At 37.6% G+C, this 24,952-nt stretch carries 22 protein-coding genes and 1 pseudogene; 10 read left to right on the forward strand and 13 right to left on the reverse strand.

The window, feature by feature from the left end; genetic code table 11:
- The first annotated feature begins 111 nt into the window (after positions 1-111).
- On the forward strand, positions 112-1,971 hold the full coding sequence (locus tag IW22_RS22960; RefSeq protein ID WP_034731907.1) for a CocE/NonD family hydrolase: 1,860 nt from the start codon (positions 112-114) through the stop codon (positions 1,969-1,971).
- Between the two features lie 229 nt (positions 1,972-2,200).
- Here IW22_RS22960 and IW22_RS22965 read toward each other — a convergent pair whose 3' ends face one another.
- The 3 genes from IW22_RS22965 to speB form a co-directional block, all read right to left on the reverse strand.
- The gene (locus IW22_RS22965) at positions 2,201-2,812 is read right to left on the reverse strand and encodes an alpha-ketoglutarate-dependent dioxygenase AlkB family protein (protein WP_034731910.1); all 612 of its coding nucleotides are present in this window, start codon (positions 2,810-2,812) and stop codon (positions 2,201-2,203) included.
- A gap of 239 nt (positions 2,813-3,051) precedes the next feature.
- The gene (locus tag IW22_RS22970) at positions 3,052-3,912 is read right to left on the reverse strand and encodes a bifunctional helix-turn-helix domain-containing protein/methylated-DNA--[protein]-cysteine S-methyltransferase (RefSeq protein WP_034731913.1); all 861 of its coding nucleotides are present in this window, start codon (positions 3,910-3,912) and stop codon (positions 3,052-3,054) included.
- Between the two features lie 69 nt (positions 3,913-3,981).
- Positions 3,982-4,839: an agmatinase gene (gene speB / locus IW22_RS22975; protein ID WP_034731916.1), complete on the reverse strand. Its 858-nt coding sequence runs from the start codon at positions 4,837-4,839 to the stop codon at positions 3,982-3,984.
- 459 nt (positions 4,840-5,298) lie between these two features.
- Here speB and IW22_RS22980 point away from each other — a divergent pair, with 459 nt between their 5' ends.
- Positions 5,299-5,958 carry an HAD family hydrolase gene (locus tag IW22_RS22980; RefSeq protein WP_034731921.1) on the forward strand — a complete coding sequence of 220 codons (660 nt, stop codon included), beginning with the start codon at positions 5,299-5,301 and terminating at the stop codon, positions 5,956-5,958.
- A gap of 195 nt (positions 5,959-6,153) precedes the next feature.
- Here IW22_RS22980 and IW22_RS22985 read toward each other — a convergent pair whose 3' ends face one another.
- The 5 genes from IW22_RS22985 to IW22_RS23005 form a co-directional block, all read right to left on the reverse strand.
- Positions 6,154-7,548 carry a decarboxylase gene (locus tag IW22_RS22985; RefSeq protein WP_034731926.1) on the reverse strand — a complete coding sequence of 465 codons (1,395 nt, stop codon included), beginning with the start codon at positions 7,546-7,548 and terminating at the stop codon, positions 6,154-6,156.
- 110 nt (positions 7,549-7,658) lie between these two features.
- The gene (locus IW22_RS22990; RefSeq protein ID WP_034731929.1) at positions 7,659-8,534 is read right to left on the reverse strand and encodes a tyrosine-protein phosphatase; all 876 of its coding nucleotides are present in this window, start codon (positions 8,532-8,534) and stop codon (positions 7,659-7,661) included.
- On the reverse strand, positions 8,531-9,178 hold the full coding sequence (locus IW22_RS22995; RefSeq protein ID WP_034731932.1) for a thiamine diphosphokinase: 648 nt from the start codon (positions 9,176-9,178) through the stop codon (positions 8,531-8,533). The genes IW22_RS22990 and IW22_RS22995 overlap by 4 nt, the downstream gene beginning before the upstream one ends.
- Positions 9,168-9,737, reverse strand: coding sequence for a cob(I)yrinic acid a,c-diamide adenosyltransferase (locus tag IW22_RS23000; protein WP_034731935.1), 570 nt, complete (start codon positions 9,735-9,737; stop codon positions 9,168-9,170). Before IW22_RS23000 ends, IW22_RS22995 begins: the two co-directional genes overlap by 11 nt.
- 374 nt (positions 9,738-10,111) lie before the next feature.
- Positions 10,112-10,696, reverse strand: coding sequence for a hypothetical protein (locus IW22_RS23005; RefSeq protein ID WP_034731938.1), 585 nt, complete (start codon positions 10,694-10,696; stop codon positions 10,112-10,114).
- A gap of 184 nt (positions 10,697-10,880) precedes the next feature.
- On the opposite strand from IW22_RS23005, the gene IW22_RS23010 reads away from it, so the two are divergent.
- Positions 10,881-11,372 carry a DinB family protein gene (locus IW22_RS23010; protein WP_034731943.1) on the forward strand — a complete coding sequence of 164 codons (492 nt, stop codon included), beginning with the start codon at positions 10,881-10,883 and terminating at the stop codon, positions 11,370-11,372.
- A 228-nt stretch (positions 11,373-11,600) separates the two neighbouring features.
- Here the strand turns inward: IW22_RS23010 and IW22_RS23015 are convergent, their stop codons facing one another.
- The 3 genes from IW22_RS23015 to IW22_RS23025 form a co-directional block, all read right to left on the reverse strand.
- Positions 11,601-12,701: a linear amide C-N hydrolase gene (locus IW22_RS23015; RefSeq protein WP_034731945.1), complete on the reverse strand. Its 1,101-nt coding sequence runs from the start codon at positions 12,699-12,701 to the stop codon at positions 11,601-11,603.
- Positions 12,702-12,887: 186 nt separating this feature from the next.
- Positions 12,888-13,841: a helix-turn-helix transcriptional regulator gene (locus IW22_RS23020; RefSeq protein WP_034731949.1), complete on the reverse strand. Its 954-nt coding sequence runs from the start codon at positions 13,839-13,841 to the stop codon at positions 12,888-12,890.
- Positions 13,842-14,218: 377 nt separating this feature from the next.
- Entirely contained in the window at positions 14,219-15,946 is a 1,728-nt protein-coding gene (locus IW22_RS23025) for an ABC transporter ATP-binding protein (protein ID WP_051891376.1), read from the reverse strand.
- A gap of 225 nt (positions 15,947-16,171) precedes the next feature.
- On the opposite strand from IW22_RS23025, the gene hmpA reads away from it, so the two are divergent.
- The gene (gene hmpA / locus IW22_RS23030; RefSeq protein WP_034731955.1) at positions 16,172-17,374 is read left to right on the forward strand and encodes an NO-inducible flavohemoprotein; all 1,203 of its coding nucleotides are present in this window, start codon (positions 16,172-16,174) and stop codon (positions 17,372-17,374) included.
- Between the two features lie 6 nt (positions 17,375-17,380).
- On the forward strand, positions 17,381-17,818 hold the full coding sequence (locus tag IW22_RS23035) for an Rrf2 family transcriptional regulator (protein WP_034731958.1): 438 nt from the start codon (positions 17,381-17,383) through the stop codon (positions 17,816-17,818).
- 561 nt (positions 17,819-18,379) lie between these two features.
- On the opposite strand, the pseudogene lptB reads toward IW22_RS23035, so the two are convergent.
- Positions 18,380-19,105 (reverse strand): annotated as a pseudogene (lptB, locus tag IW22_RS23040) (LPS export ABC transporter ATP-binding protein); the annotation flags it as partial.
- A 356-nt stretch (positions 19,106-19,461) separates the two neighbouring features.
- Between lptB and IW22_RS23045 the strand changes: the two are divergent.
- A complete protein-coding gene (locus IW22_RS23045) occupies positions 19,462-19,758 on the forward strand; it encodes a TM2 domain-containing protein (RefSeq protein WP_051891375.1) in 297 nt (98 codons plus the stop codon).
- Positions 19,759-19,891: 133 nt separating this feature from the next.
- Positions 19,892-20,620, forward strand: coding sequence for a hypothetical protein (locus IW22_RS23050; RefSeq protein ID WP_034731961.1), 729 nt, complete (start codon positions 19,892-19,894; stop codon positions 20,618-20,620).
- A 90-nt stretch (positions 20,621-20,710) separates the two neighbouring features.
- Here the strand turns inward: IW22_RS23050 and hemB are convergent, their stop codons facing one another.
- Positions 20,711-21,700 carry a porphobilinogen synthase gene (gene hemB, locus IW22_RS23055; RefSeq protein ID WP_034731962.1) on the reverse strand — a complete coding sequence of 330 codons (990 nt, stop codon included), beginning with the start codon at positions 21,698-21,700 and terminating at the stop codon, positions 20,711-20,713.
- A 118-nt stretch (positions 21,701-21,818) separates the two neighbouring features.
- Between hemB and IW22_RS23060 the strand changes: the two genes are divergently transcribed.
- From IW22_RS23060 to IW22_RS23070, 3 genes are all read left to right on the forward strand, one after another.
- Complete coding sequence (locus IW22_RS23060) at positions 21,819-22,169, forward strand: T9SS type A sorting domain-containing protein (protein ID WP_034731965.1); 351 nt, start codon at positions 21,819-21,821, stop codon at positions 22,167-22,169.
- Positions 22,170-22,274: 105 nt separating this feature from the next.
- Positions 22,275-23,186 (forward strand): ABC transporter ATP-binding protein, encoded by a 912-nt coding sequence (locus IW22_RS23065; RefSeq protein WP_034731967.1) that lies wholly within the window; start codon positions 22,275-22,277, stop codon positions 23,184-23,186.
- A gap of 4 nt (positions 23,187-23,190) precedes the next feature.
- Positions 23,191-24,501, forward strand: a complete 1,311-nt coding sequence (locus IW22_RS23070) for an ABC transporter permease (protein WP_034731971.1) — start codon at positions 23,191-23,193, stop codon at positions 24,499-24,501.
- The last annotated feature ends 451 nt before the right edge of the window (positions 24,502-24,952 follow it).

The raw sequence follows: 24,952 nt of genomic DNA on the forward strand, positions 1-24,952 counted from the left end.
GATGGAAAATAGAGCTGCTTTTTTGAATTCTTCAGTACTTTCCAATGAAAGATTGAGCATCGGTAGTATATCGGAGCTATTTTATTTCTAAATTAGCTGCAAATTTTATTTATGAAGATCCATATTTCAATTTTATTCATTTTCTTTTTAATCCTTGGAAGGGCGCAGAGTACCGAGCAGAAGGATACGTTCGTAAAAGATAATTTCACCAAAAAGGAATTCTATATTCCGATGCGTGATGGCGTAAAGCTTTTTACAGCGATATACGTACCGAAAGATATTTCAAACAAAAACAAATATCCTTTCCTGATGCAGAGAACCTGCTACAGCATTGCTCCTTACGGTGAAACCGAATACAGAACGAAACTGGGACCTAACAAGTTCCTGATGAAGGATAAATATATTTTTGTATTCCAGGATGTACGCGGAAGATATATGAGTGAAGGAACTTTCACCAATATGACGCCTCAGGTGGACCGCAAAACTAAAAAAGATGTAGACGAAAGTACAGATACTTATGACACGATAGAATGGCTGTTGAAAAACGTTAAGGACAACAATGGTAAAGCCGGACAGTACGGAACTTCCTACCCGGGATTCTATACTGCTGTAGGGATACTGGCACAGCACCCTGCTTTAGTTGCTTCCTCTCCACAGGCTCCTATTTCTGACTTCTGGAATGATGACTTTCTGCACAACGGAAGATTTATGCTGGGATATTTCAGAACGTTCCCAGTTTTTGGAGTTCAAAAGACAAAGCCGGAAAACAAAGCCTGGTATATGGATACTTTCGTAAAACAGACTTCAGAAGACGGTCTTAAGTTTTACAGAGATATGGGAACATTAAAGGACGGTTATGAAAAATATTACAAGGATAATTTCTTCATGACCGAGATTATGAATCACCCTAATTATGATGAATACTGGCAGAAAAGAAACCTACTTCCCCATTTAAAAAATGTAAACCACGCGGTAATGACCGTTGGAGGCTGGTTTGATGCAGAAGATCTTTCAGGACCACTGAATATTTACAAAACCATAGAAAAGACAAGCCCTAAAGCTAAAAATACAATCGTCATGGGACCTTTCTCTCATGGGGCTTGGGCACAGGAACAAGGGAAGCATTTCCATAACCAGATTTATTTTGGAGACAGCATTGCCACGTATTACCAGAAGAATATTGAGACTAAATTTTTCAATCATTATTTAAAAGGAAATACGAAAGAAGATGCCGGACTTCCGGAAGCGCTGATGTATGATACAGGATCAAAAGAATGGAGAGAATTTGCTTCTTATCCTCCAAAGAATGCTCAGAAGGTTAATTTCTACCTAACGGACGGAACATTAAAGAATAGTGCAGGACAAGGTTTCTCAGAATACTACAGTGACCCGAACAATCCTGTTGTAAGCTCTGACAATCTGAAAGACTTCAACGGATTTACGCCTAAAAACTATATGTCGGAAGATCAGAGATTTGCTGTAGGAAGACCGGATGTTTTGACTTTTACTACAGATGTTTTAACGGAAGATATGAGTTTCGCAGGAGAAATCATGGCTAAACTGAATATTGCAGCCAGCTCTACCGACGCAGATTTTGCTGTAAAACTGATCGATGTTTATCCTGAAGATTTCAAACCTCAGGAAAAGAAAGACGGTGTCATCTATCCTAATTATCACCAAATGGTAAGAAGTGAAATCATGCCGGCGAGATTCAGAAATTCAAGAGAAAAAGGGGAAGCATTGGTTCCTAACCAAAAAACAGCCGTGAATTTCAGACTTCAGGATGTGATGCATACCTTCAAAAAAGGACACAGAATCCAGATTCAGATCAGCAGTACATGGTGGCCGCTTTTTGCGATCAATCCTCAGAAATTTATGGAAAATCCAAACTTTGCGACAAAGGCAGATTATACAAAAGCTTTTATCAAAGTGTATAATGACAGCTCTATTGAAGCTGAAGTGTTGAAATAAAAAATAATGATGGTGGCCTCGGAAATCTCAGTCACTACTGACAGTATAAATATCAGTTTATAAAATGTAAAATCCGGTCGCTTCGAGAAATCAGTGACCGGATTTTTTTATAGGCGCTGGTGGCTTCGAGTCCCTCAGCCACCAGTTGTACTATTTCCCTTGGTAAAAACGGCGATAATACCATTCTTACCATAAAAAAGGTGGCTTCGGGAGCCTCAGCCACCTTTTTTTACTCTTCAATCGTTCTGAAAGTAAGATTCACCCGTGGTGTTTTTACTTTTGTGGTGGGTGGAAGCCTGTGCAGCCAATTTTCCTGTGTGGTTCCCTTCATGATCAGTAAACTTCCGTCCTCAAGGAATATTTCCACTTTTTCTTTGGTGGCTTTATGTTTAAATAAAAACTTTCTTTCTGCTCCGAAGGTCAGGGAAGCAATCGCTCCGTGTTTTTTAAGATCCTTTTCGCCGTCACTGTGATATGCCATTCCTTCGCTTCCGTCATGGTATAAATTCAGAAGACAGGAATTGTATGTTTCTCCGGAAACTTCCTCGCATTTCCTCTTGAGTTCGAGTAATTCCGGAGTCCAGAACTTGGCATATTTTGTCCGTTTTGAATAGGTATATTCAAAGGTTTTTTCTCCAAACCAGGCTACTTTTCTTTTCGTTAAAATTAATTTCCCGAAGATCACGGCTTCATCATTTTCCCACGGAATTTGATGGAGCAGATAATCATAAAAGAAATCTGATCTTTCTTTGTCAAAGACTTTTCCGTAATAGTGGACCGTTCCGTCATTCGGAAGAATATTCAAGGGATATTCTGATATTTCTTCAAACAGGCTGTTCATGATTTTGAATTTGTAAAAAGTATATTATTTGATGACTTTTTAAATGTTTTTTTAACCACAAAAGTCGCAAAAGTTTTTAACACTTAAGTATTTTGAGTTATTATTAAAACGCTGAATAAAGTTCACTTAAGTTTTTGAAAAATCGGAGATTTTTATTGGGCAATACTATTTCTCAATAGATGTCTTTTGAGTATTCACATCAATAGAAACGGGCTTTAGCCAAAACTTAAATCTAATAATTAAAGTACTATAGAATTTTCAGCGTACATATGTGAACTTTCCCAAGCCACCATCATCTGTTTTCTTTCGCTTCCCCACTTATAACCTCCGATATTTCCCGTAGACTGAATCACACGGTGACATGGAATAAGAAATGCCACAGGATTACTGCCAATAGCGGTTCCTACTGCTCTTGAGGCATTCGGGTTTCCGATCTTTCCGGCCAGGCTGCCGTAAGTAGACAGTTTTCCCATTGGGATAGAAAGCAGGCTTTCCCAGACTTTAAGCTGAAAATCTGTGCCTTTTAAATGTAGTTTTATCGTGTTGAGTTTTGTCCAGTCTTTATCGAATATGGACAGTGCGTTTTTCTGAAGAGCATCCTGTTTTTCAAAAAAAGAAGCATTGGGAAATGTATGTTTCAGATTTCCCAATGCTGTTTCTTTATCGTCTTCAAAAGCCATGTAACAGATCCCTTTTTCAGTGGATGCTGCCATTACATATCCAAAAGGACTTTTGGAAAAACTGTAATTGATGCTAAGGCTTTTTCCGCCGTTTTTATATTCCGCCGGAGACATTCCTTCTATGTTCACAAAGAGGTCATGAAGCCTGCTTGTACTGGAAAGTCCCGTCTCATAGGCGGTATCAAATAAAGTCGCTTTTTCTTCCTTCAGTAAATTTTTAGCATGTTCAAGACTGATGAACTGTAAAAATTTCTTCGGACTTGTTCCTGCCCAATCCGTAAATATTTTCTGAAAATGAGCCGGACTTAAGTGAATATTCTCTGCCACTTCCTCCAAACTTGGCTGAAGCCTGAAATTGCTTTGGATATATTCTATCGCTTTAGCAATTCTGTTATAATCTATCTGACTTTGTGCGGACATAATATAAGTGTTTTACCTCACAAATTTCCAAAGAATATAGGGCAGAAAAAATCTGATTCTTGCGGAATTTTAGTTGTTGTTATAAATATGGTTGTAAGCAAGCATTTTGTAATATAACTTGGCTGCTAAAAAAGCAGTTGGCTTAGCCATCGGAGAATCCATTAATTCTACAATATCAAATGCCACTACGTTACATTTTTCAAATACTTTTCTCAATAATTCCAATGTAGGATACCACTGAAGCCCACCTGGCTCCGGAGTTCCTGTAGAAGGGGCAATAGACGGATCAAAAGCATCAAGGTCAATGGTGATATACACATTTCCTGAAACTTTTTCCAGAACATCGTTGATCCAGTTGTCATTGACAGCAATTTCATGAGCAAAAAACACTCTTCCTTCCGGTAAATATTCAGCTTCTTCAGCATCCATAGAACGGATTCCCACCTGAACTAAGTTATGCTTCTGATTCGCTTCAAAAACCGCACATGCGTGGTTAGAAGTAGAACCATGGAATTCAGGACGTAAGTCTGTATGAGCATCCAACTGAAGAACAGTAAGGTTTTCAAACTTCTCTCCTACCGCACGGATAGAACCGATAGATACAGAGTGTTCACCTCCAAAAAGGGTAAATACTTTTCCTTCGTTGTTCAAAAGCTCTTTTGTTTTTTGATAAACCGCTTCTGTCATGGCTTCAGGACTTGAATTTTCAGAAATCTCTCCTGCCAGATATACACCGTCAAGGAAAGGCTCAGTTCCAGTTTCAATATCATAAAGCTCCATGTTTTCGGAAGCATCAAGGAATAATTCCGGGCCTTTGTCGGCTCCTTTTCCCCATGTTGATGTTCCATCGTAAGGAACGGTTACCAGCATTACTTTAGAATTTTCTAACGTTGCATTTTCTTCAGGAATTCCTGCGTATGTTCTCATGTTTTATTTAAAAATTTAAATGATTTAAAGATTGAAATATTCGGGGTAAAGATACGAAGAGTTTATGAGTTTGCGAGTACTTGGGTTTAAGTGTCGGAGAGTTTGAGGGGTTTAAAGTTTCGGGGTACGGCATCCTAGTTTGAGAGTAAGAGCGTTTGAGGGTTTTATAGTTTTAGAGTTTTAGAGTTAGAAATTTCTTGATACTACTCGATATGTGTTAGAGTTGAAAATTGTGAATCTGGATCTATTCAATGAATGACAAATATATGGTGGCTGAGACTCCCGAAGCCACCATTCACATTTCACTTGCGAAGCAAAATTCACTATTGACATTTTCAAAACCTTAACCAAAAAAGTCTCATGTCTCGTGTCTGATATCTGATGTCTAAAATCTTGACTCTTGCTTCTCCTCCCCTTTCCCCATTCAAACCAATTCCCTACTTTTGTAAAAAACAAAATATGTCCTTAAAAGCTGTTCTTTTCGATATGGACGGGGTTATTGTAGATACGGAACCACTTCACAGAAAAGCTTATTTCACAACATTTCACGAACTGGGAATTACTGTTTCCGAAGAATTATACACCTCATTTACCGGAGCTTCTACGAAAAGAGTATTTGAAACACTCATAGGGAAATACGGTCTGTCTCATACCCACGAAGCCCTTTCTGCCATCAAAAGAGCGCATTTCAAGGATTATTTCGATAATGATGAAGAGTTTGACCTGATTCCGGGAGTAAAGGAGCTCATTAAGCATTACCATGAGAACGGCATTAAGCTTATCCTGGCTTCTTCAGCAACGATGGTCACCATCAATATGGTTTTTGAAAAATTCGGGCTTGAGCAGTATTTTAGCGGGAAAATAAGCGGTGCGGCTTTGAAGGAGTCCAAACCTCACCCCGAGGTATTTCTCTTGGCCGCAGAAATGGCAGAAGAGCCTGTAGCCAACTGCATGGTGATTGAAGATTCTACCAACGGAATCCTTGCTGCAAGCAGAGCTGAGATTTTCTGTGCTGCCTACAGAAGTCCGCATTCAAAAAATCAGGATTATACTTTAGCGGATATCGTAGTTTCAGATTATGAAGAACTGGAACTGGATAAGCTTTCAAAATATTTTTAAATGAAAAAAGCTCTCAAAATTTGAGAGCTTTTGTTTTTATATTAGTCTTATCATCTGAAGAGAAGATTTTTAACGGTTCTTAATCCTTAATAAAATCTTAATGGTTAAAAATTAAAACATTAAGAAACAATTGAGTTTTTAAGAGTATTAAGATGAGATTGCTTCGTCACTTCGTTCCTCGCAATGACAGTCCTGTTATTTGTAACCTAAGATTTTCAAAATGTCTTCCGGTTCCTGTTTTTCACGGAAAACCTCGTACTGAAGTTCACCATTTTCATCTTTCTGAATCAGGACGTGTCTCGGCTGAGGCATCAGACAGTGGTGAACACCACCATATCCTCCGATTGTTTCCTGATACGCTCCGGTATGGAAGAATCCGATATACAGAGGTTTTGTATCGCTGAAAACCGGCAGGTAGATGGCATTGGTATGTTGTTCGGAATTATAATAATCATCCGAATCACAAGTTAATCCACCCAGGAATACCCTTTCATACGTATCTTCCCATCTGTTCAGCGGAAGCATGATAAAGTGTCTGGAGATCGCCCATGTATCAGGAAGTGTAGTCATGAATGAAGAATCAATCATATTCCACTTCTCTCTGTCGTTCTGACGTTTCTGAGAGATGATTTTATAAAGGTTTGCGCCACTTTCACCAACAGTAAAGCTTCCAAATTCTGTATAGATATTAGGCTCTTCCACTCCTTCCTCTTCACAGAATTTTTTGATCTGAGAAACGATTTCCTCTACCATATACTGATAGTCGTATTCGAAGTTTAAAGAAGTTTTAATCGGGAAACCTCCACCGATGTTCAGTGAATCCACTTCCGGAGCAATTTTCTTCAAACGTGCGTATACACGAAGACATTTGTATAATTCGTTCCAGTAATAAGCCGTGTCTTTGATCCCGGTATTAATGAAGAAGTGAAGCATTTTCAGCCTTGCATTCGGGTGCTCGGCGATTTTCTGGCTATAGTAAGGAATGATATCTCTATATCCGATCCCTAACCTTGAGGTATAGAATTCGAATTTAGGTTCCTCCTCCGAAGCGATTCTGATCCCGATATCGAATGTGGTATCAATACTTTCTGTAAGCTTATCCAGCTCACGGTAGTTATCCAGGATCGGGGTAATATTTTCAAAACCACTGTTGATCATCTCGGAAATTTTCGCCAGATAATCATCGGTCTTGAATCCATTACAGATGACCTCGATATTTTTATCTACTTTACCCTTCCCATAAAGAGATTTTACAATGTCCATGTCGTATGCTGAAGAAGTTTCGATAGAAATATCATTCTTAAGAGCTTCTTCAAGCACAAAATTGAAATGACTGGATTTTGTACAGTAGCAGTAGGTATAATTCTTTTTATATTCGGCTTTCTCAAAAGCTTCCCTAAACCAGCTTTTCGCCTTTTGGATATTTTGAGAAATTCTCGGCAGGTAGCTAATTTTTAGCGGGGTGCCAAATTTTTCAACGACTTCCATTAAAGGAACATCGTGAAATAACAAATTGTTCTCAGAAACATTAAATTCCTCTGTAGGAAAGTACAATGTCTGATCAATAAGTTCCGAGTACTTTATTTTCATTTCTTGACAAGTGAATTACGAAATGCAAAATTGCTAAAAAAGTTTGATTTTTAAGCGTTAAATTTATTATAAATTTCAAAATGACATCGTTTGAAAACCCCTTCATATTATTAATTCGTGAACTTCCTGATGTATTCTTCCCGCTTATTTTCCGAAATACCCAGAACCTGTTGAACATAAGCATCAATTGAACCGTATTTCTTATTGATTTCATCAAAGGCAGCATCAAGGTAAGCGGTTTCCACCCAACTTAGTTTTTCCAGAACCTTCACATCCATTTTAGGATACAGAAAATGCAGATTATCAGCAAGATTCAATCTTTTGAGAACTAATTTTTTGCGATAATTATTGGACAGGATATAATCGTTGTAAATCGTTTCTTTATCAAATTTTAAAATCGTTAAAATTAAAGCTGTTGTAATTCCTGTTCTGTCCTTTCCTGCAGTACAGTGATAGAGAACCGGCTGGTCTGATTCCAGAATATCAGTAATGATTTTTTTAATGACTTCAGGATTTTCCGTTACATATTCGCGGTAGAAATCAATCATTCTTTTATCGGCATCGGAACCGTTTACTTTTCCTTTTAAAACAAGCTTTTTTGCCTGTGTCAACTGGTCTCCTTCATCTTCGAAAGCAGAATATTTTTTATAAACCACATCAGTCGGAAGGTTATCCGGCTTGTCTGCAATTTCCTTGGAATTTCTAAGATCAATAACCTCTTTTATTCCCAGATTTTCCAATTCTCTGAACGATTTTTTCTTCAGCTTATGAAGATGTCCGCTTCTGTAAAATTTTCCTTCTTTTAAAGTTCTTCCTTCAGAATTTTTAATATTTCCTACTGTCCTGAAATTGTATACTTTTTTGATTTCAATGCTGTTTCCGGTTTCATTTTTGCCATATTTCGGCTGCGTAAAATCCTGTGTTTTGCAGGAAAAAACACAAAATGAAGCGATAAGCAGAACGGATATGGGTATAAATTGTCTCAATATATTTCTGGATATTCTATTTCATTAATACCAACAAAAAACAACAGATCTCCGGATTCATACTGAATGGAAATCTCATCTTCAACCGCAAAATTCCTGGTCCCGATTCTCGAAGTGATACTTAAACTGCCGTGAGTCAATGGCCAGTTCAATCCTGTTGTCGTTATATTGTCAACGGAAGGAAAAGGATATAATGAAATCATTTTATTTTTAACTCCTTTCAGTTTAAAACTTTTTGGAACGAAATAATATTCAGAAAATTCATCATAAAATTTCAGGTTCATTTTATCTTTAAAAGCATAAGCTACTGTCAGGTTTCCTAAAAAATGGTCCTGTTCACCACCACTTCCTCCAAAGACATCAATTTCTGTAAACCCCTTTTCGAGAATAATTTCCAAAGCTTTATGAAAATCTGTTTTATCCTGATCCAGCGTTAAAATAAATTTATCCTGATAAACACTTTCATCCGACCCTGAATGAGAATCAAAATCGCCGGAAATAAAATCCAGCTTATCTAAAGGAAAACTCAGTTGCTTCAAATAATGAAAAGCGCCGTCTGTACAGGCAATTAAGCCATATTGATCAGGATTTGGAAAAGTTTCTGGATGATCTCCGTTAATGAAAAGTAATGCTTTATCTTTCATTCGGATTCCAGTATTCTTCCGGTTCGTTATTGATTTTTGAAATGTATCTTGCCAAAACAAAAAGATAATCTGAAAGTCTGTTCAGGTATTTGATCAGTTCAGGACGCACTTCTTCAGATTCATTTAAGAATACCAGAGAACGTTCCGCTCTTCTGCAGATGGTTCTTGCCGCATGTAAAAATGTTGCCGATTTTCCACCGCCGGGAAGAATAAAATACTGAAGCGGTTCCAGTTTATCTTCGAAAGCATCCATCCAATTTTCCAGTTCTTCGATCTCCGTATCTGAAATAATCAATGGCAGACGTGATTTTCCGTTGGCCAACATTAATTTATCCACCGGTGTAGCAGCTTCTGAACCTACTGTAAACAGATCAAACTGAATTTTTTTCAACTGCTTCAAAACCTCTTCATCCTCAATATGACTTTTAGAAATACCAATGAATGAATTAAGCTCGTCTATATTTCCGTAGCTGTCGACTCTTGCACTGGCTTTGGAAACTCTTGTACCGCCGTATAAAGCGGTCTGTCCTTTATCTCCTGTTTTCGTATAAATTTTCATAGTACTAAAATACTTTATTTTGTACAATGTGAAAAGTAAAATGTGGGAATGATTTGTAGTTTTGTTTCTGCAGAGTTATACCTTCATCATTGATTTTCACAAAAGAATCCTTCATCCCCTGCGTTTGTAAACTTTCATTTTTATGCTTCGAAATAAAACCCAGATAGTATTAGAGCTGTCATCCTGAGCGTAGTCGAAGGATATTTCAGATTCATTTAACCACGGATTGCACGGATTTGCACAGATGATTGTGTTATTTGTGAAAAATATTTGTGGCATTTGTGTTTAAATTTAGAATTCGGCTAAAGCCCGTTCCTATTGAATTTATATAGATTTAATAAAAAAATGGCCGGATAAATCCGGCCACTCACAAATTATTTATTTACCTCTACATATTGTATGATGGTCTGGGTTTTGGGGTTATAGATTATTGTACTGTTGTTCGGGAACCTTTTCAGTCTGTAATATTCTATATTTTTATCATTCTTAATATCTTCAAGAAAACCGGTATTAAAAGTGTTTTCAGGAAGAAATTTTGAGACAAAACTTATTTTGTCGATGATGCTTTGTCCGTCTATTTTACGGGCAGTTTTTTCTGATTTATTTTCGTCGGAAGTAGGCTGCGCTTCAAGGAAAGGAAGCAGTACTGAAATATCTGATTTATATTTAAAGATGTAGCCTTCTGAACCGCTCGGGAATTTAAACTTCTTTCCGGTTTCTTCTGAAACCACGGGCTTTCCTCCATCAGGAAATACCTGATTAAATTTTACGTCCTGGGAATTGGTTAAAGAATTAAGGGATTCACTGACCGTTTTCTTCACGGTCTCTTCTACCGCCTGTTGGGCTTTCTGCTGTACAGTTTCGGTGGTTTTCTGAACAGTCTGGTCTATTTTCTCTTCGATTTTATTACATGAGATCAATAAAAATACAGGAATAACAGGCAAAATATACTTCTTCATTTCGTGATTTTAATAACGTAGCATTTTATTTATTCATGCAATTTACATCTAAACGGTAAAACAAACTATATATTTTAATAAAGAAAAAAAATATTTTTTCACTTTCAAAAACACTGCTGACAAACTGTTGTCATAACCCCGTCTTACCTTTGTATCAACAATAACAAACTAAAACAATACAATTATGACAACTACAGCAACAGCCACAAAACAGTTTATGACTTCAGATCAATTATTAGAGCACTGGCAGGGACACAGAAACCTGACAAGAAGAGTCATTGAATCTTTCCCGGAAAAAGAATTATTCGAATTTTCTGTAGGCGGTATGAGACCCTTCGCTAAACTGGCAGTAGAACTGATCAGCATCGGGGGACCTGCTTTAAAGGGAATCGTAAATAAAAACATGGAAGCTTACAACGAGGAAGGGTTCAACCCGAAAACAAAAGAAGAACTTTTAAACAAGTGGGATGAAGAGACCGGAGTGATCAATGAATATTTCAATCAGATCACCGAAGAGCGTTTTCAGGAAACTTTCAATTTATTCGGACAGTATGAATTTCCAGTGTTCCAGAATGTTCTTTACTTCGTAGACAATGAAATTCACCACAGAGGTCAGGGATATACGTATCTGAGAGCTTTAGGAATTGAACCCCCTTTTTTTTGGGAGAGATTTTAGGATCGTTAATGCCTTTGCTTAAACTAAAATTGATGATTCAATTCAGACAAAAAGATGAAATGGCAGAATCGCCAGACCAATCAATCAGATTATCCATTCATTAAATATAGACACCGGATTTTGTTGTTTCTGATTTTTGTCTTTTAGTTCAGGTAAAAGTTTCTTTATTCAAATGATATAAATTTCTACAACTACGGCTTCACGTTCGTGAATCCGTAGTTTATTTTTTTATTCAGGTAAAATATTTTTAAAAAATCGGATGATATTTTCCTTGAGTTTGACAAAGGTTTCCGAGGTCCCGAATTCCTTATTATCATATCCGATAGGAAATCCTTTCTCTACATATTCATTATTCTTATTCATGGTCAAAACCTGGAACTGATCATTCACTTTCCCCAGGCTTTCCGTATGAATATCCAGAAATTTAACCTGAGCATTTTTGGAGAAATCCAGTTTACGGATATCGATGGTTTTAATTTCTTTTTTCAAATCCGAACGGAAATAGAGATTCATATTTTTCACATCAATCACAGTCTGCCATTCTCCGGCGTGAATGGAGTTCAGAATATTCCAGGCATAATCTACCGGCTTTTTGTCATACTGATAGCTGTTAAGCATATAATAAGCCCGGTTGTAGCGGTCTTCCCATTTTCCTTCTTTGGCAAAATCAAATTTTTCCTGTCCGCCTAAGAAATCAAATTTTTTAGCGTTGTCGAAATCTTTTTTATATTGATTGTTGCACAAAAGTGGCATCGGCATGTCTTTATCGGTCAATACTTTATACTTTCCATTGAGTAAAGCGATAGTGGCAGTATTTCCTTTGGCATCACTCAAAAAGAAATGACTTCCAGCGGCATTGGGCCACCAGTCTATATTGGGTCCATCATTCAGGTGATCTACCACCTCCTGTACCGATTTATAATTATCCAGCTGGTATTGAATCCACTGAGCCCAGAACATATTCGCCTGTTTTGGGTTGTTTACTTTTGTCGTTTCTTCAAGATATAACTCAACCAGAAAAAGCCCTTTTTCATTCACTCCATAACATGGGAAATCATATCCGAGAAGATTAAAAGTCACAGATCCGTATTGAGAGGTCCATTCTTTAGCAAATTTTGCATGATCGGTCGTAAGGTTTTCCCAGCTGATATTTCTTTTCTGAATATCACGTTTGTTCACCACGATCATTCCCGGCATGGTTTTCCAGTTTTCGTTAAATCCCACCACACAATGATCTTTTCCTTTCAGCAAAAACACTGAACAGGCAGAAAGAATCCCGGAATATAAGAGTGCAGCCAGTACAAAACCGCGTAAGAATATCGTTTTCATAATTTTATATTTTATTAAAAGTCAGGAAGCCTGAGGATGGAAGATGGAAGTTATTGAAGTCAAAAAACAGCTACAGGAAGTTTTTTATAATTCTTTACAAGGTTCTTTCATTAAATTATATGACCACCAGAAGTTGCAAGTCTAATAGTAACTTCCATCCTCCCTCTTCCAGCTTCCATCCTAATGTTATTCTAATCTTCCTGAAATACTTTCCGTTAAATGTCTGAGCTTCACTTTCAAAGATTCAGGCTCCAAAACAGTCGCATAATCTGCAAAAGTGATGAGCCAACGTGGAAAACCTTCATCAATCCATTCTGTATCAAAGGTCATTTCAATACCATTTTCCGTCTCCGTTTCTTCAATAAACCCATAATATCTTTTTGAATTAACGATATGTCCGATTATTTTTTTCTCCACTAAAAGTCTTACCCTTGTTTTCTCTCCATTGGAATATCTTCTGTAATCGTTGATCTGCCCGTATTCCTGTGAAAACGGATTCTGAGTTTTAAGGATCTGTAAAATTCTGTCAACTCTAAACTGTCTGAAATCTTTTCTCAAGGTACAGAACGCCATAATATACCAGTAATTGAATTCAAAGAAAACACCCACTGCTTCCACCGTTCTGTTGGTTACTGTAGAATCCACGGTTTTATATTCAATGATCAGTTGTGTTTTATCTGCAATACTTTCCAGAATGGTGGGAATTACGTTTTTCAGTTCACCGCCGGGCTGGATGTGATAGTTAAAAACATCAATCTGTTTTTCAATATTCTGAATCAGGTTTTTATCTGAATGCCGAAGCACAGAGCGCACTTTTTCCATCGCGGTCTGATAATGATCTCCCAAACTTTGGTGGGAAAATTTCTGCATTAGTTTTTCAGCGGTGATAAAACTCAGCACTTCTTCCTTAGTGAACATAATCGGCGGAAGTTTATAGCCATCCATCAGGGAATATCCGTTCCCGGCTTCTCCTATAATGGGAATACCAGCATTCTCGAGAGTCTTTACATCACGGTAAATCGTCCGGATACTGACATCAAATTTAGCAGCAAGGTCCTGCGCCCTTACTGTAGGTTTCGACTGCAGCTGTGTGAGGATAGCCGTTACTCTGTCCAGTTTTTTAAGATAGTGATCGTTCATATTGATACAGCAAATCTATCAATCTTTTTTCGTCTGGAAAATATAAATCAGCCTGCTTTTAGATATTTATCTTTTGTAAATAGTATTTGGTTGGAATAAAACAGAATTGATTGTGAGAAAAGTCGTTTAAGTAAATAAGACTTGAAGTTGGAGCCACGCAAGGACGCAATTTTTTCAACAAATTCGAACGCTTTAAGGCGCAATGATTTTATCTCCGATAAAATTGTATACCGCTTGTCATTGCGAGGAGTACAGCGACGAAGTAATCTAAACTTCACCCTATAGCTGAAAATCTCTGATTTTCTTGCGCCTTAAAATATTCTCATTATTAATCACGCCTTGCGCCCTAGCGTTTAAAAACTTACGAAAAAATAAAATCAATTATCCTTAAAAGAATTCACCAGTTTATCCAGATTTAAACTTCTGGCAGAAGCATCAAAGATTTCACGGTAAGTTCCGTTAAGCTGGACCAGATCATCATGAGTTCCGCTTTCCACTACCCTTCCTTTTTTCATCACGTAAATCGTATCCGAATCTAAAATCTGTGACAGTGAATGGGAAATTATAACCACCGTACGACCTTCTTTAATGGCATCCAGCGAATTCTTGATCTGCTCCGTAGCAATAGCGTCCAGACTGGCGGTTGGCTCATCCAGGAAAATAATCGGTGGGTTTTTCAGGAACAATCTTGCGATAGCAATTCTCTGCTGCTGCCCTCCCGAAAGTTGAGTAGCGTCATGCTGATAACCATCCGGAAGATCCAGAATCTGATCATGCAGATAGGCTTTTCTTGAAGCTTCCTGAATTTCCTCAAAGCTGGCATTCATATCGCCATACCGGATATTATCTTCAATGCTTCCCTGGAAGATATGGTTTCTCTGAAGAACAAGACCTAGATCATTTCTCAGAAAAGTATTATCAAATTCATTTAAATCAACTCCATCCAGCAGAATTTCTCCTGAATTTGGAAGATAGAATTTACAGAGAAGATTGATCACCGTTGATTTTCCGGCTCCGCTCAGCCCAACGAGTGCCGTGGTTTTTCCGTTTTCAATTTTCATAGAAACATCGTGCAGAGCTTTAGTACCGTTCGGATAAGTGAAGTCCACATTTTTTAATTCGAAATTTCCTTTGATCTGCTTTTCTACATAGGTTCCGTTCTGTTCTTTTTCATCATCAGCATTCAGGATCTCAAAATAGCCTTCTGCGTAGATCATCGCATCATTCATATCATCATAGATTCTGTGAAGCTGGCGAATTGGTGCAGAAATATTATTGAACAGCATAATGTGAAGCATAATTGCTCCGATCGTCATCTGTTGATCCAATACCAGATACACAGTCAGAAGAATAATTAAAACCACTCCAAACTGCTCGATAAAAGTTTTCAAACCATCATAAATAAAGTTGGTTTTCCTCGTGAACATCTGACTTTCCATCAACTCCATCTGCAGGTCATACTGTTTTTTACCTTCAAATTTTTCACGGACAAAACTCTTGATCACCATAATAGAATTGATCAGATTCAATAGTCCGGAAGTTTTTCTTTCCCTTTGATTTCTGAGCTGGCGACGTACTCCACCTAGTTTTTTTGCCTGCAATGAACTTATATAAAAATAGATCGGGACAATGATCGTCGAAACCATTCCGACATATACATTCTGCATGTACATAATGATCAGGGCTATGATGGCATTGGAAAATAAAGGCAGTATATCGATAAAGAAGTTCTGAACTAACTTCGTGAGGCTTTCAATACCACGGTCTATCCTGATCTGCAGCTTCCCGGACTCATGATTTTCATCATTGAAATAGGCTACTCTGTATGAAAGGATCTTGTCGATAGCAGATTGGGCCAGTACAGAACTCACATTGATCCTTATTTTCTCACCATAAAACTTCTGCCCGAAATTGATGAAAATATTGAGTAATTCTTTTCCTAGTAAAATAATCGAGATCACCACCAGAATATGAATGCCTTCAGACATCGGGTGTGGAAGATGAGTAAGCGTGGTCACCTCATCCACCGTATATTTCAATACAAGGGGGTTCACCTGTGCAGCAAGTGCACCTAAAAAAGTAAGAAACAGCGTCCCGTAAATCATTAAACGGTAAGGTCTGATAAATGGAACCAGCTGTTTATAGACTCCAAATAAGGTGACGGTTCTGTTGAAAGGTTTTGCCATGAGAATTCGTTAATCAAAATTTATGCATTTTTTGGGAGAATTTACTGTCTTTTTCCAATAAATGTTTAAAATCATATTGTTGCATTTAAAATACAACAATTAAAAATCTTTTTGTAGATTTGTCTCATTATTAAATAAAACAAGATGAATTCGAACCAAAAAAAATTAGTCACATCAACCGTACCTGTCTTAAAAACGAATGGTACAGATCTTACGAAACACTTTTATGCAAGAATGTTTAAGCATCATCCTGAGCTGAAAAATATTTTCAACATGAGCCATCAGGCCAGTGGAAAACAGCAGCATGCTTTAGCCGGCGCTGTCCTTGCCTATGCCGAACATATTGAAAATCCGGAAGTCCTTATCAATGTTTTGAAATCTATCGGCAATAAACATGTAAGTCTTAATATCAGCCCGGAGCAGTACGATATCGTTGGCCATCATTTAATTTCTTCCATTAAAGAAGTGCTGGGAGAATCTGCCACCGATGAATTGATAGAAGCATGGACTCAGGCATATAATGAACTTGCCCAGATTATGATTTCCATTGAAGAAGACCTTTATCAGTCTACGCTTAAAAAAGAAGGAGGTTGGAAAGGCTGGAGAACCTTTGTGATTGCGGATATTGTTGAGGAAAGCAGTGAAGTTAAATCTTTCTATCTAAAGCCAAAAGATCAGGGTTCCATCGCAGATTATCTTCCCGGACAGTATCTTTCTGTGAAATTATTTATCCCGGGATTGGGCCATGAACAGGTCAGACAATACAGTCTCTCATCTGCTTTTAACCCGGAATACTACAGGATATCTGTAAAAAAAGAGGTCCATCCAAACGCTCCGGAAGGTGCCGTTTCCAATGTACTGCATCAGAAAAATACCGGTGATGAAATATGGGTAAGTGCTCCTTCAGGGGTATTCCATGCGGGTGTTGACGGTAATCAGCCTTTGGTCTTAATCAGTGGTGGTATTGGGGTAACACCGCTTCTGAGCATGCTTGAAACCAATAAAAACAAACTTCAGGAAAATACAACCGTATGGCTTCACAGCTGCAGGAATGAAAAGGTTCACGCCTTCAAAGATCAGATCGATCTATTGAACCAGGACAGCGAGTGGTTGACGACTCATATTTTTTATGAAACGGTTTCAAAAAATGAAAATAATGCTATAAAAGAAGGAAGAATTGATGTAGCGGAACTCAAAGACGAGGTACTGATTGATGATGCAAAGTATTATATTTGTGGTCCGGAGGTCTTTATCAAAGTGCAGTATAATTCTCTTATCAAACTTGGAATTGCACAGGAAAATATTTTATTTGAAGAGTTTGGACCTCAATTACTTCATTTTAATTAATTATCAATGAAACTGAACCACTTTACCGATTACAGCCTGCGTGTCTTAATCTATCTCAACAAAAAGGACAAAACTGCTTCATCTTCTTTGGATGAGCTATCCAGGGAGTTGGATATATTGCGCAATCATCTCATTAAGGTGGTTCAGTTTTTATCTAAAGAAGAACTTGTTATTACCAAAAGAGGGAAAAACGGAGGCATTATGATATCGGACAAAGCCCTCAATACAGGACTCGGTACGTTGATTCACCTGCTGGAACAGGATGATTCTCCCATCATCAACTGCCACTCCAAACCTTGTGTTTTTATGCCTTTCAGCTGTCAGTTGAAATTCTTTCTGGATACCGCTTATCAGGCATTTATAGACAGCATGAACCAGCACAGACTCTCTGATATTGTTTTTAATAACTGGGAAAGTATCTTCGCGGGCCGGCAAAATGTTTGATTTAGACATCAGATTTCAGACACGAGACGTGAGACTTTAGATTGAGAAATGTCAATGGTCAATTTTGCTACGCAAGTGAATGGTGAATGCTAGATCCTAGAGCCAAGATGTCAGACCATAATCCTATTAACTTAATCTATACGAACCAGCAACTCACAACCAGTTCGAAGACTCTCAAACCCTCAAACGCTCTTACTCTCAAACTCTCCGACTCTCAAACCCGAATTATCCTTCGTAGAAATAGGTTGTAAGATAATGCAGTTCCGGTCTGCTGGCGGCTTTAGATTCTGCTTCTGCCTGCTCCAATGTGTACTGAGAGGTCAGTTCCTTTCTTTGAAACACAAAAGAATTATTGGCATTCTTATCTACTACTTCATTGAAGATATGTTCAATTTCAGAATTGGCAAGTGATGCAAAACTGGCGTCCTCAAAACCGTACATCAGTCTCAGATCATCAAACTGTCCGAAGTTTTCATCTACAAATCCCTGAAGCTGCAGTTTAGAATCAAAATTACCGGCCCAGATGTTATATATATATTTTTTCTTTTTCGGTTTGTCTAAAATACTCTGATACACAAAGTTTTCACCCAGATAAGCTTCTCTAACCTGCGGATCATTGGCAAGATCTTCCGGAAGTCCTTCTTTCAGGATCTTTCCTTCAAACATGATGTATGTTTTATTGGTGATAGCTAAGGTCTGCTGTACGTTGTGGTCGGTGATCAGGATCCCGATATTTTTGTCTACCAAACTTCTTACAATCTTCTGGATATCCTCTACCGCAATCGGGTCTACCCCTGCGAAAGGCTCATCAAGAAGGATAAAGTTCGGACTGGTAGCCAGACATCGTGCAATTTCGGTTCTACGTCTTTCTCCACCGGAAAGAAGATCCCCTCTGTTTTTACGTACATGCTGAAGCGAGAATTCTTCAATCAATTCATCACATTTGATCTGCTGCTCACGTTTTGAAAGCTTGGTCAACTGTAACACGCCCATTATGTTTTCTTCTACGGACAGCTTTCTGAAAATCGAAGCTTCCTGTGCCAGATAACCGATTCCTTTCTGAGCACGACGATACATTGCATCCGTAGTGATTTCCTGCTTATCGAGAAAGATTTTTCCTGAAGTAGGCTTAACCAATCCCACGATCATATAAAACGAAGTGGTCTTTCCTGCTCCGTTAGGACCAAGCAAACCAACAATTTCTCCCTGTTGAACCTGTACAGAAACGCCTTTTACTACTTTTTTAGGACCGTATTCTTTGATTAAGTTTTCTCCTCGTAAAATCATAGGAGCAAAGATAAAGTTTTTTTGAATTCAAATTTTAGATTATAAACGCTATCCCCGGTTTTTTGATGGATTGAATTTAATTTCATTGATTATTCCTGTCAAATCTACTGGGGCAAAATGTTGATCACCTTAAAAACTAAAGTATTTAACTCACTTATTTAAAATTTTTGTTGGAAAAGCGCAAAGGGATGCAAGTTTTTTTTCTAATTCGAATGCTTTAAGGCGCGAGGATTTTATCTTCGATAAAATTGTAGACCGTTCAATAGACCAATTAAAAGTTTAAACAAATGTAACTCTCTCGATTTTTCTTCGACGTATTGGGAAATTATTTTATTCATCACCAAAAAAAATTAACAATGGAAAATTACGGTTATACCAAAACAGACGGCACACAAAACCAGCAGCAAAATACTATTCCTTACCGTTCGGAAAAGAAAATTCCTGCGGCATTATTAGGAATTCTCGTAGGCTGGCTGGCTTTAAATAAATTTTATCTGGGCTATACCAAAGAAGGGGTTATTCAGCTTGTTCTAAATATTGTGACTCTCGGGGCGGCTTCCATCATTCCTTTTATTGAGGGGATTTTATATCTGTTTATGAGTGATAAGCAGTTTGATGACACGTATGTGTATGGAAAGAAAGGCTGGCTTTAGATGATATGCTGATTTGATGATGGGATAATTCGATGATGCGGTGATTTGACGATGAGATGATGCGTTGATATGGGCGTTTTCATTTTTGTTTTATTTCCTTATTTTTATACACCCAATCAAGAATCAAAATACTATGGAAAATAATCAGGAGCTGACAGATCTGCTTGCGCTGGATCTGGGTGTCAATATTGTCAACAGAAGGCCTTACGCCAAGGAAGTTTTCAAATGGCAGGATATGGATCTTCTCCCCCATTCATCATCAGACACTTTGCTGTGTGAAATCTTTGAATGGAACGGAAGAAACTGGAGAACTACGGAAAACAATCTTATTGGATTTCTTTTTTCCGGAGATGTTCTCAGTAAGGTAAAAGAACAGCTGGTGAATACTCCGAAACATCCTGCGCTGATTCCGGATTTTGAATTCACAAAAGACAGCATGGTCGAATATGGCCTGTCGCTGCCTTCTCTTTTTAATATCGGAATCAATGGAAATATCAAAAATGCCACTAATTTTTCGGTGCGCGTAAATGGTGTGACTAAATCAAGAGTCACTAATATTGATTCGCCGGGAATTGAAATTTTGAAAAGTTATTCCCAGTTTACCCAGGACAAATCCAAAACATACCGAAAAAATATTAAGTTCAATTATCTGAGTACGTCTCTTTTTTATGCAGAAAGTGTAGAAATTTTTCTTGAAAAAGAATCAGGTGTCGGACTGGATGTCAGTTTCCAAACGACAAATGTGGAAGTGGATGCTAAAATAGATACGGATACGAAGAAACATTTTGTTTTAAAATATTCCGGAAATCAGGCTCCTTTTGCGGCTAAATTCACCAAAGGAAAAGATTTCAACATCATGTAATCTATTTTACGATCCTATTACTAAAAAATATTTTGCAAAAAAAAACACCTCAAAGCATGAGGTGTTTTTTACTTGATGATGGTTTCATCATTATTTATTTAAAATCATCGCTGCTTCTTTGGCAAAATAAGTAAAAATCAGATCAGCTCCGGCTCTCTTGAAACACGTAAGACTTTCAATGATTGTTTTATCATTATCCAGCCATCCGTTCTGTGCTGCTGCTTTTACCATCGCATATTCTCCGCTTACGTTATAAACCGCGATCGGAAGATCAATGGCTTCACGTACTTTAGAAACGATATCCAGATAAGGAAGTCCCGGTTTGATCATGATAATATCCGCGCCTTCGTCAATATCTTTAAATACTTCGTTCAAAGCTTCACGGGAATTGTGGAAATCCATCTGATAAGTTTTTTTATCTTTCGGAATTTCCATATTTTCTTTCGGTGCGCTGTCCAGAGCACTTCTGAATGGTCCATAGAAAGAACTTGCGTATTTTGCAGAATAGCTCAGAATTCCTACATCGGTAAATCCGCTTTCCTCCAAAGCTTCACGGATCGCAAGAACTCTTCCGTCCATCATATCACTTGGTGCCACAATATCAGCTCCCGCTTCAGCGTGTGATACAGACATTCTTGCCAATGCATCATTCGTCGCATCATTCACAATCTTTCCGTTTTCAATGATTCCGTCGTGTCCGTAAATTGAATAAGGATCCAAAGCTACATCCGGCATTACAATCATTCCCGGCACTGCATCTTTGATCGCTTTGATCGTCTGCTGCATCAGTCCGTCTTTGTTCCAAGACTCTTTTCCGGTATTGTCTTTAAGATGTTCTGACACCTTCATGTACAGATTGACAGATTTTACTCCCAAAGAAAATAATTCCTTACATTCCTTCACCGTTAAATCTATGCTCCTCCTGAAAATTCCCGGCATAGACGGGATTGCTTCCTGCTGGTTTTCGCCCTCCATTACGAAGATTGGCATTACAAAATCATCAGTTGTAAGGATGTTTTCTCTTACTAAACTTCTGATAGATTCATTAACTCTAAGTCTTCTATTTCTTGAATGTATCATTTTGGAATACTTTTTGAATAAGTTTCTACAAATTTACTACAACTTATATAAAAAACTATTGTATAGAATTGTAGAATTGTTTATTTTTGTTTCAATACATTCGAGAAATTATAATTTGATGAAAAAACTTTTACTTTTATTTATATTTATTGGCGCTTTCGTTGGGTTTTCCAACAATATGCAAGCACAGCTGAGAGAGCCGGGTTCCCCTACACAGAAGTCTGATGACGGTGTATTGGTAGCTTATCCAAATCCTGCGAAAGATTTTCTTCTGATCAAAGCAAAAGATACTGCTTTAAAGATCAAAAGTGTGACTTTCTATTCAATTCTTGGAACACAGGTAGCCAATTATTCTGTCAACATGAATTCCGGAGAGATCAATATTGAAAAATTAAAACCCGGAAAATACTTGATTCGCTATATTTTAAGCGATAATACCCAAAAGGTTACGCAAATCGTAAAACAATAAAAATTAAATCCTGATAATCATCAGGATTTTTTATTTTACCTCAATTCTCCCTTAATATTTCCGTAAATTTAGGGACTTTTTTATACTCATTATAAAAACAATTGAATGCTTAAAGCTGAACATATCAGAAAGACCTATAGTTCCGGGAAAAAAGTAGCATTGGATGATTTCAGCATCCATGTACCCCAGGGAAGTATTTATGGTCTTCTAGGCCCGAACGGAGCCGGAAAAACTTCTTTTATCCGTATCATCAACCAAATTACCCAGGCAGACTCCGGAGATGTATTCATCAATGGTAACAGACTTAATCCAACGCACATCAGAGATATCGGCTATATGCCTGAAGAAAGAGGTTTGTACAAAAATATGAGTGTGGGTGATCAGATTCTTTATTTTGGAGAACTGAAAGGAATGACCAAAAATGATGCTTTGAATGAAGCCAAAAAATGGTTTGAAAAACTGAACATCGACCAGTGGTGGAAAAAGAAATTATCTGAACTTTCAAAAGGAATGGCGCAGAAAATCCAGTTCGTGGTAACCGTTCTTCACCGCCCTCACCTGCTGATTCTTGATGAGCCTTTTTCAGGTTTTGACCCGGTAAATGCCAATTTGATTAAAGACCAGATCATTGATCTTAAAAATAACGGCACTACGATTATCCTTTCTACCCACAGAATGGAAAGTGTTGAGGAAATGTGTGATTATGTAGCATTGATCAACAATTCCAAGAAGATTATTGACGGAAGGGTTTTTGACGTAAGAGAAAAATTTAAGAAGAATATTTTCGGGGTTACTCTTTCTGAGGTGGATGAAGCTCAATTTAACAGCTTTAAAGGAAACCATGAGATTTTTAATTTCACCCATGAAAATAACCTTATTTCTTTTGATCTGAAAAATGAAAGCGGACAGAACGACATCCTTCTGGATCTTGTGAATGTAGGAAAAGTAAGATCATTCGACGAAAGAATTCCGAGCATGAATGAAGTGTTTATTAATGCCGTAAGTAATCATTCTTAATTTTATGAACAATATTTTTTTAATTACAAAAAGGGAATTTCTTACACAGGTTAAGAAAAAATCCTTCATTATATTAACGCTGCTCGCGCCTCTTTTACTGGTTGGTTTTGGAGCCGTCATCGGACTGATGTTTAAAGCCAATGAATCTCACAGCATCATTGAAGTTGTAGATAAAAGCGGACTTTTTAAAGATCAGCTGAAATCGAATGACAAACTGAACTACGTATTTGTTTCCGCAGCGGATGAGAAAGCGAAAATCAATAATCTTAAAGACAATGAATCGCTGGACGGTATTCTGATCCTTCCTGAGCTTAAAGATCATGATTACACCAATCTTGAAAACAGCACGAGACTTATCGTCAATGCCAAAATGGGCTTTGATACGAAGCAGAAGATTGTTTCGGATATTACGGATGTCATCAAAAAGGAAAAGATCAAGCAACTTGGTATTGAAGAATCCCAATTGAACAGCCTTGATAAAAGCTTTACTTTAAAAACGATTAATGTTTCCAATAACAATAAAGAGGACTCTGACCTTGCTTTTGGTGTAAAGAGCGGTTTAAGCATCCTTCTGATGTATGTAACGTTTATGTTCATCATTATTTATGGAGTTAGGGTAATGAGAAGTGTTCTTGAGGAGAAAAACAACCGTGTGGTAGAAATCATTATTTCATCCGTTAAGCCTTTTGAACTGATGATGGGAAAAATATTAGGAGTAACCCTGGTCGCTCTGACACAGTTTCTGATCTGGATCTCAATGTCGGTGGTAGGAGCACTGGTTCTGAATACAGGATTCGCTTCTTTCCAGAAGAATATTCCAGGAGGTAATGAAGCACTGGCCAGCAAGCTGGATATCGCTCAAATTGCGACACAGATCTCACACAGTCTTTTAGAACTGAATTTCCCGCTGATTATTTTTGTATTCATTGTATTCTTCCTTTTGGGCTATATTTTCTACAGCTCAATTTATGCAGCCATCGGTTCTGCCGTGGATAATGAAACAGAGACACAGCAATTTACCTTATTTGCGATTTTACCGCTTACTTTAGGGATGTATGGAAGTTTTTCACTGATGAACAATCCTGACGGTCCTTTGGGCTTCTGGCTGTCTATCATTCCGTTCACTTCACCGGTTGCTATGATTGCAAGAATACCGTTCGGTGTTCCGGCGTGGCAGATTTCTTTATCTATTGCCCTATTGCTGGGAACTACTATTTTCATGATATTCTTAGCCGGAAAGATCTATCGGGTAGGGATTTTGATGTATGGAAATAAGGCAACATTGAAGGAGATCTGGAAGTGGATCAGAGGATAAGTTTAAAAGTTCTTTTGTCTTGAAACAAAATGAACCAAAAGTTCAAGGCTGGAATCTTCCGCTAAAAATTAAAACTTGCTCCTAAAATTCCCAAAACTCGTGCGGATTTACTGTTGCTACTTCGACTCAATATTTTACCCGCACTCAAACAGTGGCAATTTTTTAACGGATCAAGATTTAATTTTTTTAACGCTACAGCTTCCTAGGCCACTAGAAATAGATTCACTGACAAATTTTAGTCATATAAAACAAAAATCCCGGAAATTACTTTCCGGGATTTTTTATGTCTGAATAACTTGTTATTATATTTGAAGATATAAGGAGATCTGAAATTTGAACAAAGGGTAAGGCTAAATGTTCTTTTGTCTTGAAACAAAATGAACCAAAAGTTCAAGGCTGGAATCTTCCGCTAAAAATTAAAACTTGCTCCTAAAATTCCCAAAACTCGTGC

The sequence above is a fragment of the Chryseobacterium sp. JM1 genome (genome assembly GCF_000737715.1).
In the GTDB taxonomy this organism is placed as follows: domain Bacteria; phylum Bacteroidota; class Bacteroidia; order Flavobacteriales; family Weeksellaceae; genus Chryseobacterium.

Excerpts from the sequence above, each read along its gene's own strand:
- IW22_RS22970 (WP_034731913.1), bottom strand. The coding sequence starts at position 3,912 with ATGTCCGCACAAAGTCAGATAGATTATAACAGAATTGCTAAAGCGATA.
- IW22_RS23010 (WP_034731943.1), top strand. The coding sequence starts at position 10,881 with ATGACAACTACAGCAACAGCCACAAAACAGTTTATGACTTCAGATCAA.
- IW22_RS22985 (WP_034731926.1), bottom strand. The coding sequence starts at position 7,548 with ATGAAAATAAAGTACTCGGAACTTATTGATCAGACATTGTACTTTCCT.
- IW22_RS22965 (WP_034731910.1), bottom strand. The coding sequence starts at position 2,812 with ATGAACAGCCTGTTTGAAGAAATATCAGAATATCCCTTGAATATTCTT.
- IW22_RS23025 (WP_051891376.1), bottom strand. The coding sequence starts at position 15,946 with ATGATTTACGGGACGCTGTTTCTTACTTTTTTAGGTGCACTTGCTGCA.
- IW22_RS23035 (WP_034731958.1), top strand. The coding sequence starts at position 17,381 with ATGAAACTGAACCACTTTACCGATTACAGCCTGCGTGTCTTAATCTAT.
- IW22_RS22960 (WP_034731907.1), top strand. The coding sequence starts at position 112 with ATGAAGATCCATATTTCAATTTTATTCATTTTCTTTTTAATCCTTGGA.
- IW22_RS23065 (WP_034731967.1), top strand. The coding sequence starts at position 22,275 with ATGCTTAAAGCTGAACATATCAGAAAGACCTATAGTTCCGGGAAAAAA.
- hemB (WP_034731962.1), bottom strand. The coding sequence starts at position 21,700 with ATGATACATTCAAGAAATAGAAGACTTAGAGTTAATGAATCTATCAGA.
- IW22_RS23005 (WP_034731938.1), bottom strand. The coding sequence starts at position 10,696 with ATGAAGAAGTATATTTTGCCTGTTATTCCTGTATTTTTATTGATCTCA.
- IW22_RS23000 (WP_034731935.1), bottom strand. The coding sequence starts at position 9,737 with ATGAAAATTTATACGAAAACAGGAGATAAAGGACAGACCGCTTTATAC.
- IW22_RS22995 (WP_034731932.1), bottom strand. The coding sequence starts at position 9,178 with ATGAAAGATAAAGCATTACTTTTCATTAACGGAGATCATCCAGAAACT.
- IW22_RS22980 (WP_034731921.1), top strand. The coding sequence starts at position 5,299 with ATGTCCTTAAAAGCTGTTCTTTTCGATATGGACGGGGTTATTGTAGAT.
- IW22_RS23070 (WP_034731971.1), top strand. The coding sequence starts at position 23,191 with ATGAACAATATTTTTTTAATTACAAAAAGGGAATTTCTTACACAGGTT.
- IW22_RS23020 (WP_034731949.1), bottom strand. The coding sequence starts at position 13,841 with ATGAACGATCACTATCTTAAAAAACTGGACAGAGTAACGGCTATCCTC.
- speB (WP_034731916.1), bottom strand. The coding sequence starts at position 4,839 with ATGAGAACATACGCAGGAATTCCTGAAGAAAATGCAACGTTAGAAAAT.
- hmpA (WP_034731955.1), top strand. The coding sequence starts at position 16,172 with ATGAATTCGAACCAAAAAAAATTAGTCACATCAACCGTACCTGTCTTA.
- IW22_RS23045 (WP_051891375.1), top strand. The coding sequence starts at position 19,462 with ATGGAAAATTACGGTTATACCAAAACAGACGGCACACAAAACCAGCAG.
- IW22_RS23060 (WP_034731965.1), top strand. The coding sequence starts at position 21,819 with ATGAAAAAACTTTTACTTTTATTTATATTTATTGGCGCTTTCGTTGGG.
- IW22_RS23050 (WP_034731961.1), top strand. The coding sequence starts at position 19,892 with ATGGAAAATAATCAGGAGCTGACAGATCTGCTTGCGCTGGATCTGGGT.
- IW22_RS23015 (WP_034731945.1), bottom strand. The coding sequence starts at position 12,701 with ATGAAAACGATATTCTTACGCGGTTTTGTACTGGCTGCACTCTTATAT.